Genomic DNA, 2,487 nt, shown 5'->3' with positions numbered 1-2,487 from the left:
AGACGATCAACGGCGTCAGCTACAACAGCCCGACCTACAACGGCTCCACGGTCACCGGCATCGGCCGGGCCAAGGCCCTGCAGGTCTGGTACCGGGCGCTGAGCGTCTACATGACCTCCACCACCAACTACAAGGGCGCGCGCACCGCGACCCTGAACGCGGCGTCGGACCTCTACGGTGCCGGATCCGCCGAGTACGCCCAGGTCGCCGCCGCCTGGGCCGCGGTGAACGTCAGCTGACGCACCCCGGAACGGGTACCGCGGCAGCCGGGTCTCCAGGGCGGAGGCCCGGCTGCCGCCGCGCCGGTTCCACAGGTGCGGCGAGCCACGGGTGCGGCGAGCCGCCGGCGAGGTCGGCACGTGAGCGGCGGGCACCCGGCACGGCAGCGGTTTACGGGCCCAGGCGGGCGAGTTGGGCGGCGCGGGTGCGGCGCAGGTCGGCGGCGAGTTGCCGGGCGGGCGCCGCGGCACCGGCGGTGGACTCGGAGTCGGCGAGGCGGACGGACTGCTCCAGGTACTCGCGCAGGTGCAGGACGGCGTAGCGGTCGAAGTCGGCGCCTTTGATCCGCTCGGCCTCGGCGTACTCGGCGGCGGTGGTGAAGCCGGGCATGTCGTGGCCGGTGTGCGGGTTGTCGCCGGCCACCCCGCCGAGCCGGGTCAGTTCCTGCAGTCGGGCCAGGTCGCCGCGGCCTCCGGCGGCGATCTCCGAGGCGAGCGAGCGGAGTCCGGGGCCGGTGGCCCGCTTCTCGGTCAACTCGGCCAGCAGGACGTTCTGTTCGGTCATCGGCACCAGCAGTTGCAGCCAGGCCGCGTCGGTCGGGTTGAATGCGGTGGCAGAAGGGGAGGCCGGGGCCGCCACGGCAGCCGCGGGCCGGTCCGACGGCCGGGCGACCGCCGCCAGGGCGCCGCACACCGCGAGGGCGGCCACGGCCGCGGCGGCGAAGGCTCGTCTCATCGTTCCTCCTGGGCCTCCGGGTGCGGCGGGGAAGGGACCCCTCGCCGCACCCGGAGGGGTCGTCGGGTCAGGCCGTGCCGTTGGCACCGCACTTGACGATCGGGTCGATGCAGTCCCGGACCCGGCGGGCCATCTCGGCCGCCGGCCAGACGTTGAAGAAGTCGCCGTGCATCGTGTAGCCGGGCCCGGAGGCCAGCCGCAGCCGCGACGGGTCGCCGGTCACCGGGTAGCGCAGCACCTGCCGGAGTTTGGGCACCGGGATCGGGTGGTTGGCCGGGCAGGCGCCGTTGACCGGGTAGGACATGTGACTCTTGTGGTCGGCGGAGTCGAGGTCCTTGCCGTTCCAGCACTGCGGGAAGTCGAGGTAGGACTCCAGCATCGATCCCGCCGGGCAGTTGACGAAGTCGTGCGAGGGGTTGACCTCGCCGGCGTGCAGGCAGGACCAGCGGGCGATGCTGTTGTCGTTCGGTCCGGTGGCCTTGGCGTTGCCGGCGACGATCCGCAGGCCGCGCGGCAGCGGCTGGGTCTGTGCGATGACGTCGTCGCGGACGCCTTCGCCGAGGTAGTAGAAGGTGGTGCCGGTGGGCTCGACCGGGACGTTGTCGGCGTACAGGGTCGGCACCCAGTAGGAGGAGGTGTCGACGGCGGGGTTGCAGGTGCCGCCGGACTGCTCCAGCCGGCCGAGGTCGGAGTTGGCGTCGGTGGCCGCGTTGCCGAAGAAGCTGTGCATGTGCGAGGCGCCGGGCAGGCCGGGGAAGACGATCGGGTCGTCGGGCAGACGGTGGCTGAACGGGCAGTCGGCGAGGAACTCGGCGACCCGCACGGCGCCCGGCGGCACGCCCTGGGTCCCGACCGAGCCGTAGACCTGGAACTCCCAGAGCGAGACGCCCCAGACGGTGGCGCGGGCGGTGGCCAGGACGCGCACGTAGCGGCCGGTGGCGGTGAGGTCGAGGGTCTGCCGGCCGCCGGTGGCGCCGGTGACCTGGCGGACGGTGAGCCAGTCGTTGCCGTTCGCGGAGACCTGCACCTGGTAGGCGCTGGCGTAGGCGGCCTCCCAGCCGAGGACGATGCGGTCGATCGCGGCGTTCCCGCCGAGGTCGACCCGGATCCACTGGTTGTCGGCGGCGGCGCTGGACCAGCGGGTGCCGTCGTTGCCGTCGACGGCCAGCGAGGCCGGGTAGGCGGCGTTCTCGACCGAGGAGGCGGTGACCGGCCGGCCCTGCGAGATCGGCTGGTCGACGGCCTGCGCCGGGCCGGAGGTGCCGGTCAGCACCGCGCCCGCGGTGAGGACGGCAGCGGCCAGGGCCACCAGACGGCGCCGCCAGGCGGCACGGCGGTGGATCTGCGGGCGCGGTCGGGAGGACCGCAGCACGGTGGGACTCATGGCTCTCCAATCGGGTGGGGGTCGGAGCCTGAGCGCACGGTGCCCGGGTGGGGCCCTTGCCGGACACGTGGGCGTAGAGCGAGGCGGGGCCGGTGCCGAGCTCCTGAGCGACCCGGCGCATCGTCAGGCCCTCGAGCCCTTCGCGGTCG

At 73.9% G+C, this 2,487-nt stretch carries 3 protein-coding genes and 1 pseudogene; 1 reads left to right on the top strand and 3 read right to left on the bottom strand.

The window, feature by feature from the left end:
* Positions 1–239 (top strand): M4 family metallopeptidase (locus ABZ641_RS32980; RefSeq protein WP_359987831.1); only part of this gene is annotated, 239 nt, incomplete at its 5' end.
* Between the two features lie 151 nt (positions 240–390).
* Here the strand turns inward: ABZ641_RS32980 and ABZ641_RS32975 are convergent.
* The 3 genes and pseudogenes from ABZ641_RS32975 to ABZ641_RS32965 form a co-directional block, all read right to left on the bottom strand.
* Positions 391–954 (bottom strand): DUF305 domain-containing protein, encoded by a 564-nt coding sequence (locus ABZ641_RS32975; protein WP_359987828.1) that lies wholly within the window; start codon positions 952–954, stop codon positions 391–393.
* A 67-nt stretch (positions 955–1,021) separates the two neighbouring features.
* Positions 1,022–2,338 carry a DUF1996 domain-containing protein gene (locus tag ABZ641_RS32970; protein ID WP_359987825.1) on the bottom strand — a complete coding sequence of 439 codons (1,317 nt, stop codon included), beginning with the start codon at positions 2,336–2,338 and terminating at the stop codon, positions 1,022–1,024.
* Between the two features lie 55 nt (positions 2,339–2,393).
* Positions 2,394–2,487, bottom strand: a pseudogene (locus ABZ641_RS32965) (TetR family transcriptional regulator); the annotation flags it as partial.

This window comes from Kitasatospora sp. NPDC007106, from assembly GCF_040634455.1.
Classification (GTDB): domain Bacteria; phylum Actinomycetota; class Actinomycetes; order Streptomycetales; family Streptomycetaceae; genus Kitasatospora; species Kitasatospora arboriphila.
The sequence above is the reverse complement of the archived record's forward strand: the minus strand, read 5'-3'. Positions and strand labels throughout refer to the sequence as shown.